This is a genomic window from Streptomyces winkii (assembly GCF_032248595.1).
Taxonomy (GTDB): domain Bacteria; phylum Actinomycetota; class Actinomycetes; order Streptomycetales; family Streptomycetaceae; genus Streptomyces; species Streptomyces winkii.
The window spans coordinates 430,878-438,187 of record NZ_JASTTH010000009.1; the positions used below are offsets into that span (position 1 = coordinate 430,878).

The following is a 7,310-nucleotide window of genomic DNA, read 5'->3' on the forward strand; positions in this document are numbered from 1 at the left end:
CCGGTGCGGCGTCCCCGCTCCGGCCTACGGCTCATCCGGCTTTCGTGAACGCTATCACAAACTATTTGATGAGGTCTTTACCTACTTGGTGTGCTCGCTGTCACACGAAGGTTCCGAACTCCGCGCACCCCGTTGATCGTTGCGGCCGATCGCGGTGGCACCGTTGAGCCCTGCGAATGCTGGCTGAGGTGCGGTTTTGGTCTTTTCCGTTTTCTCCGGCGCGGCCGTCCCGGCCGAATTCCGGTCCCCGTTGGTGAATTGAGCATTCTTCTCGAAGTTCACCAAAGACGGCGAATCGGACGGAATTCCCGATACCGGTCCGGCCCCGTTCCCGGCGGCAGTTCCTTCACCGTCGGCTGCCGCCCTCTCGCGCCGGTAGCGCGGCGGCACGAACGCGTACGCCCAGCGCGGCACTTGCGGCGTGAAGCGCGGCATCAGCAGCACGACGAGACCGACGGCGCACAGCAGCACGATCGCGAGCACGATCCCGAGGCTGGAGGACTGCACCGAGAACGCGACCGCCCCGAAGGCGATGACCGCCGACCAGAAGTACATGATCAGCACCGCGCGGCTGTGGGAGTGCCCGATCTCCAGCAGCCGGTGGTGGAGATGGCCCTTGTCCGCCGCGAACGGCGACTCCCCGCGCCACGTCCTGCGCACGATCGCGAGCACGAGGTCGGCGACCGGGATCGCGATGATCGTCAGCGGCAGCAGCAGCGGCATGTACAGCGGAACCATCGTGTGCACCGCGGACCGTACGGAACCGGTGTGCTGCACCATGAGGTCCGGGTCCACCTGGCCGGTGATCGAGACCGCGCCCGCCGCCAGTACGAGACCGATCAGCATCGATCCCGAGTCGCCCATGAAGATCCGCGCCGGATGCATGTTGTGCGGCAGGAAGCCCAGGCACATGCCCATCAGCAGCACCGCGAAGAGCGTGGCGGGTGCGGCGGCCTCGACGCCGTAGCCGTACCAGATCCGGTACGCGTACATGAAGAACGCCGCGGCGGCGATGGTGACCATGCCGGAGGCCAGACCGTCCAGTCCGTCCACGAAGTTCACGGCGTTGATGGTGATCACGACGAGCGCGACGGTCAGCAGCGTGCCCTGCAACTGCGTCAGCGCGACGTTCCCCACACCGGGGACGGGCAGCCACAGGATCGTGAGCCCTTGCAGCACCATCACGCCCGCGGCGATCATCTGGCCGCCCAGCTTGACCAGGGCGTCGACGCCCCACTTGTCGTCCAGCACGCCCAGCAGCCAGATCAGCCCGGCGCCGGAGAGGAGCGCGCGCGGCTCGTCGGAGAGGATGAACAGCTCGCCGATGTTGGTGAGTTGGGACGCCACCAGCAGACCCGCGCACAGACCGCCGAACATCGCGATGCCGCCGAGGCGCGGCGTCGGCTCACGGTGTACATCGCGCGCCCTGATCTGCGGCATGGCCTTCGCCGCGATGGCGAACTTCCGCACCGGCCCGGTCAGGAGATAGGTGACCGCGGCCGTGACACAGAGCGTCAGCAGATATTCACGCACTGGCTCCCCAGGGGTTTCGCTGTTCCTTGGCCCCACACCATAGGACACCTGCGCGGGGCCGGCGGTTTCACGTCGTACGGCGGCTTCGGGCGGGGACGCCTGTCAGCGCCGTGACGACCGGGTCCAGGGCCTTACTGATCTCATCGCCCACCGACCGGAAGTACGGGATGGGGGCGCCGTACGGATCATGGATCTCGTCGGCCTCCGGGCTGGGCGCCAGGAGCCAGCCGCGCAGGGCCGCCGCGGCCTGCACGAGCGCGTAGGCACGCTCGACGACGCCCTCCTCGGAGCGCGGATCGGGCAGCGTCGCGGCGTCTATCGCCCGCACCAGCCGCGTGAACTCCTTGAGCGTGAACGTGCGCAGCCCGGCCGAATGCCCCATCGAGACCACCTGCGCACGGTGATCGCGGGTCGCGGTGAGCACCAGGTCGGCCCTGATGACGTGCTCGTCCAGCAGCTCACGGCCGCGGAAGCCCTCCGGGTCCGCGCCGTGTTCCAGCAGCACCTCGGCCGCGTGGTCCTCCATCGGGGCGCCCTCGTGGCCCCAGGTCCCGGCGCTCTCCACGACGATGCCGCCGCTGCGCCCGTCGCCGAGCCGCTCCTCCAGGGCATGCCGCGTCAGCCGCTCGGTCAGGGGCGAGCGGCAGACGTTGCCGGTGGAGACGTGGAGGATGCGGAAGGCGCCGGCGGCGCCCGTGCCCGAGCCGGTTCCGGGGCCTGCCGCGCTTATGCCGCCCGGGTCCGCGGTGCCACGCCCGTGCGGGGTGTTCACTGCCGGCATCTCCCGGCCTGCGCGAGCGCGTACCGCGACGGGAGATCCGCGGCGCCCAGGCGCGCGCCGCGGGGGTCCGCGACCCCGGGACGGGCGCCCCCGCGCCCCGGGCCGCCGTCCCGGGGCACCCGTGCGCCCCCCGCCGTCACGGCGCCACCTCCAGGTCGGGCACGACCTTGCGCAGCTCCTCGGCGCCGATCGCGCCCGTGCGCAGCAGCACCGGCGTCCTGCCGGTGACGTCGACGATCGAGGACGGCACCGAGTCGGGCGTCGGCCCCCCGTCGAGGTAGACGGCCACGGAGTCGCCCAGCATCTCCTGTGCGGCGTCGCAGTCCTGCGGCGCGGGGTGTCCCGTGAGGTTGGCGGAGGAGACGGCCATCGGGCCGAACTCCTTGAGCAGTTCGATGGCCACGGGGTGCAGCGGCATCCGTACGGCCACGGTGCCGCGGGCGTCGCCCAGGTCCCAGGTGAGCGACGGCTGGTGCCGCGCGACCAGCGTCAGCGCACCGGGCCAGAAGGCGTCGACCAGCTCCCAGGCGGCTTCGGAGAAGTCGGTGACGAGGCCGTGCAGCGTGTTCGGCGAGCCCACGAGCACCGGCGAGGGCATGTTCCTGCCGCGGCCCTTGGCCTCCAGCAGGTCGCCGACGGCGTCCGGACTGAAGGCGTCGGCGCCGATGCCGTACACCGTGTCCGTGGGAAGCACGACGAGTTCACCGCGGCGCACCGCCGAGGCGGCCTCGCGCAGGCCGGTCTTGCGGTCGGTCGCGTCGGTGCAGTCATAACGCCGTGCCATCACGGCACCTCCCTGCGGGCTGTGGCGAATCGGGGCCGGTTGTTGAGGTCGGGGTGGTCCGCTGCGTCGGCCCAGCCGCGGTCCTCGGTGAAGATCCAGGGGACTTGGCCGCCCTGGGTGTCGGCGTGCTCGATCACGACGAGACCGCCGGGACGCAGCAGCCTGTGGGCCGTGCGTTCCAGGCCGCGGATCGTGCTCAGCCCGTCCTCTCCGGAGAACAACGCCAACTCCGGGTCGTGGTCGCGGGCTTCGGGTGCCACATACTCCCATTCGGTGAGCGGGATGTAGGGCGGGTTGGAGACCACCAGGTCGACCTGGCCGTCGAGTTCGGGCAGCGCGGTCAGCGCGTCGCCGTGGTGGAGGGTGACGCGGCTGCCCTCGACGTTCTTCGCGGCCCAGCCGTACGCGCCCTCGTCCAGCTCCACGGCGTGCACGCGGGAGCGCGGCACCTCCTGCGCCAGGGCGAGCGCGATGGCCCCCGAGCCGGTGCACAGATCGACGATGAGGGGCTCGGCGACGTCCATCGCCCGTACCGCCTCTATCGCCCAGCCGGCCACGGACTCGGTCTCGGGACGGGGCACGAACACCCCCGGGCCGACCTGTAGTTCGAGGTAGCGGAAGAAGGCGCGCCCCGTGATGTGCTGCAACGGCTCGCGCGCCTCACGGCGGGAGACGGCCTCCCAGTAGCGGGCGTCGAAGTCGGTGTCCGGGACCAGGTGGAGTTCGCCGCGCTTGACGCCGTGCACGTACGCGGCCAGCTCCTCGGCGTCGAACCGCGGCGAGGGCACACCGGCGTCGGCGAGCCGCTGGGTCGCCTGTGCCACCTCGGCGATCAGCAGCCCGCGTGGGTTCGGGGGCCGCCCCCCGGACGAATGCAGCATCTTCTCGTTCCGTCCGCCCGTCCGTACGCGCGCTTACTGGGCCGCGGCCAGCTTGGCCGCGGAGTCGGCGTCGACGCACGCCTGGATCACCGCGTCGAGATCGCCGTCGAGAACCTGGTCGAGGTTGTAGGCCTTGAATCCGACCCGGTGGTCGGAGATCCGGTTCTCCGGGAAGTTGTACGTGCGCACCCGCTCCGACCGGTCCACCGTACGCACCTGGCTGCGGCGGGCGTCCGAGGCCTCTTGGTCGGCCTCCTCCTGGGCGGCCGCCAGCAGCCGGGCGCGCAGGATGCGCAGTGCCTGCTCCTTGTTCTGGAGCTGGCTCTTCTCGTTCTGGCAGGAGACGACGATGCCGGTCGGCTCGTGGGTGATGCGCACCGCGGAGTCGGTGGTGTTGACGGACTGGCCGCCCGGGCCGGAGGAGCGGTAGACGTCGATGCGCAGATCGTTCGCGTTGATTTCGACGTCGACGTCCTCGGCCTCGGGCAGTACGAGTACGCCGGCGGCCGAGGTGTGGATGCGGCCCTGCGACTCCGTGGCGGGCACGCGCTGCACGCGGTGCACTCCGCCCTCGTACTTCAGCCGCGCCCACACCCCCTGGCCGGGCTCGGTCGCGCCGCCACCGCCCTTGGTCTTCACGGCGACCTGGACGTCCTTGTAGCCGCCGAGGTCGGACTCGGTGGACTGGATCAGCTCGGTCTTCCAGCCGACGCGCTCCGCGTAGCGCAGATACATGCGCAGCAGGTCGCCGGCGAAGAGAGCCGACTCGTCACCGCCCTCCCCCGCCTTGATCTCGAGGATGACGTCCTTGTCGTCGCTGGGATCGCGCGGCACGAGCAGCAGCCGGAGCCGCTCCGTCAACTCCTCGCGCTGGGACTCCAGTTCCTTCACCTCGGCAACGAAGTCCGGGTCGTCGGCGGCGAGTTCGCGCGCCGTCGTGATGTCGTCCCCCGCCTGCTTCCAGGACCGGTACGCGGCGATCACCGGGGAGAGCTCCGCGTACCGCTTGTTGAGCTTGCGGGCGCGCGCCTGGTCGGCGTGGATCGCGGGATCGGCGAGCTGCTTCTCCAGCTCGGCGTGCTCGCCGATCAGTTCCTCGACCGCCTCGAACATCGTTTGTCCCTTTACGTGAAGAAGGAAGGTGCCAGGCAGCGCGAAAGAGCGCCGGCCCCTCACGCCCGGCGGGGGCGCGGAGGAGGACCGGCGCTCGAGTGGTGCTACTTCTTGGCGGAACCGGCGCCCTTGCCGAAGCGGGCCTCGAACCGGGCCACGCGGCCACCGGTGTCGAGGATCTTCTGCTTGCCGGTGTAGAAGGGGTGGCACGCGGAGCAGATGTCGGCCCGGATCTGGCCGCCGCTCACGGTGCTGCGAGTCGTGAACGAGTTGCCGCAGGTGCAGCTCACCTGGGTCTCTACGTACTCGGGGTGGATGTCGCGCTTCAAGGTGTCTCCTATATTCCTGGAGGGCACCGGGTCGGAGGACGGGCTTGTCCCCCGTGAACCGGGGCCGACGGTCCAGTCTGCCATCACTGGCCGTACCTCCCAAAACCGGGGGCGGGCGCCGGATATTCCCCTGCGGGCGGCCTGCGGGACCGTTCCGGCGCGGGTGCTTGGCCGTACCGGACCGGGCCTCTGAGGGGGCGCGCGGGCGGTGCGCCGGGAGGGCGTGGGCGGTGCGCCGGGAGGCGCGCGGCCGTCAGTCGACGACGCGGCCGATGTCGGTGCTGTCGCCCGCCGAGCCCTTCTCCGCCGACCTCGGTATGGCGGCGTCCCGCTTGATCGCGGCCCACACCTTCGCGGCCTTCGACTCGATCGGCACGACGCGGTTGGGGTCCTGGGGGTCGTAGCGCACCGGCAGCGTCGACATCCGGATGTCGTCGGACTTGATGTCCTTGAGCATCCTCGCCAGCCCGGCCAGGTCGCCGACCGAGTCGAGCTTCGAGTCGGTCGTGACGGCGGAGGTGGCGCTGTCGGCCAGGTCGTAGAGCTTCTTCGGGCTGCTGAACACCCCGACGCTGTCGACCTGGTCCATCAGGGCCTTCAGGAACGCCTGCTGGAGCTGGATGCGGCCCAGGTCGCTGCCGTCGCCGACCCCGTGCCGCGTACGGACGAGGCCGAGCGACTGCTCGCCGCCGAGCTTGTGCGTGCCGGGCGACAGGTCGAGATGGCTGTCCGGGTCCTTGATCGGCTTCCTGGTGGTGACCTCGACGCCGCCGAGGTCGTCGATCAGATTCTTGAAGCCGGAGAAGTCGACCTCGACGTAGTGGTCCATCCGTACGCCGGACATCGACTCCACCGTTTTGACGGCACAGGCCGGGCCGCCGGTCTCGTACGCCGAGTTGAACATCGCCCGCTGCGGCGGTGCGGTGCCGCCGCCCTCCTTCATGCAGCCGGGGCGCTCGACGATGGTGTCGCGCGGTATCGAGACGACGCTCGCCTTGTCGTGCTTCTTGTTGATGTGCACGACCATCGCGGTGTCGGAACGGGCGCCGACCTGGCCCTTCCCGTACTCGCCGTTGGTGCCCGACCGGCTGTCGGAGCCCAGGACGAGGATGTCCATCGAGCCGTCGGGGGCGTCGTCCGGCCTGTCCTGCCCGAGCTTGGCGTCGATGTCCACGGCGGAGATGTTGCCGTTGAGCTTGAAGTAGGCGAAGCCGAGGCCGGTGCCGCCGAGGGCCACCGCCGCCGCGGCCGTCCAGGCGGCGGTCTTGAGGATCCGCCGCCGGCGCGTGAGCGGTCTGCGACGGCGGCCGGTGGCGCGGAACGCGCTCCGGGAGCGGCCTGTGGCCGCGGCCCCCCCGCCGGTGCTGTCGTCCGCCATCGTCGCTTACCTCAGTCCTGCCGTGCGGCTCGCCGCCTGTCGTCGTACGTACGGCGCGAGTACGTGCGTGTGCGGCAGCCGCCGGGATCTCGGCGGCGGCGTCCTCACGCACCGTTGGCCGCGCCATCCGGAAGGGTTGCACACGGCGTGACGGTGATGCCTCTTCCGCGAAGGGTGCCACGGTTTCGTGGCGATGAGGAGCTTTACCCGCTTCGACCTGCGACGACGGGCCTCTTCGTGGGGAGTGTGCCGGGCCCGTACCGGTATGGCGGCTGTGTCCAAGCTCTCAGCGACCGTCACACAGAGCGAGGGCCGCCCCACCGGATGTGGCGGGGCGGCCCTTGCGGCGCACCTGTCGATGCCCGGGTCGTACGGCCTGTCAGTCGCTGCCGTTGCCGGGTGTGGGGGTGGTCTTCTGGATCTGGAGGAGGAATTCGGTGTTGGACTTGGTCTGCTTCATCTTGTCCAGCAGCAACTCGATGGCCTGCTGCTGATCCAGGGCGTGCAGGAC

The 7,310-nt window shown here is 70.5% G+C and carries 7 protein-coding genes; all 7 read right to left on the reverse strand.

The features are described 5' to 3' along the window. Nucleotides 1-81 precede the first annotated feature (81 nt). On the reverse strand, nucleotides 82-1,533 hold the full coding sequence (locus QQM67_RS27285; protein WP_314177451.1) for an MraY family glycosyltransferase: 1,452 nt from the start codon (nucleotides 1,531-1,533) through the stop codon (nucleotides 82-84). 67 nt (nucleotides 1,534-1,600) lie between these two features. After that, on the reverse strand, nucleotides 1,601-2,305 hold the full coding sequence (locus QQM67_RS27290; RefSeq protein WP_399067713.1) for an arsenate reductase/protein-tyrosine-phosphatase family protein: 705 nt from the start codon (nucleotides 2,303-2,305) through the stop codon (nucleotides 1,601-1,603). A 145-nt stretch (nucleotides 2,306-2,450) separates the two neighbouring features. Beyond that, complete coding sequence (locus QQM67_RS27295) at nucleotides 2,451-3,098, reverse strand: L-threonylcarbamoyladenylate synthase (protein WP_314177453.1); 648 nt, start codon at nucleotides 3,096-3,098, stop codon at nucleotides 2,451-2,453. Continuing rightward, nucleotides 3,098-3,979 carry a peptide chain release factor N(5)-glutamine methyltransferase gene (gene prmC / locus QQM67_RS27300; RefSeq protein WP_314177454.1) on the reverse strand — a complete coding sequence of 294 codons (882 nt, stop codon included), beginning with the start codon at nucleotides 3,977-3,979 and terminating at the stop codon, nucleotides 3,098-3,100. Before prmC ends, QQM67_RS27295 begins: the two co-directional genes overlap by 1 nt. A gap of 33 nt (nucleotides 3,980-4,012) precedes the next feature. After that, nucleotides 4,013-5,092, reverse strand: a complete 1,080-nt coding sequence (gene prfA / locus QQM67_RS27305; protein ID WP_314177456.1) for a peptide chain release factor 1 — start codon at nucleotides 5,090-5,092, stop codon at nucleotides 4,013-4,015. 104 nt (nucleotides 5,093-5,196) lie between these two features. After that, entirely contained in the window at nucleotides 5,197-5,421 is a 225-nt protein-coding gene (rpmE, locus tag QQM67_RS27310; protein ID WP_070010905.1) for a 50S ribosomal protein L31, read from the reverse strand. A 253-nt stretch (nucleotides 5,422-5,674) separates the two neighbouring features. Continuing rightward, nucleotides 5,675-6,799 carry an LCP family protein gene (locus QQM67_RS27315; RefSeq protein ID WP_314177459.1) on the reverse strand — a complete coding sequence of 375 codons (1,125 nt, stop codon included), beginning with the start codon at nucleotides 6,797-6,799 and terminating at the stop codon, nucleotides 5,675-5,677. Nucleotides 6,800-7,310 lie beyond the last annotated feature (511 nt).

Coding starts and splice junctions, on each gene's coding strand:
- prmC (WP_314177454.1), bottom strand. CDS start 3,979: ATGCTGCATTCGTCCGGGGGGCGGCCCCCGAACCCACGCGGGCTGCTG.
- QQM67_RS27295 (WP_314177453.1), bottom strand. CDS start 3,098: ATGGCACGGCGTTATGACTGCACCGACGCGACCGACCGCAAGACCGGC.
- prfA (WP_314177456.1), bottom strand. CDS start 5,092: ATGTTCGAGGCGGTCGAGGAACTGATCGGCGAGCACGCCGAGCTGGAG.
- QQM67_RS27315 (WP_314177459.1), bottom strand. CDS start 6,799: ATGGCGGACGACAGCACCGGCGGGGGGGCCGCGGCCACAGGCCGCTCC.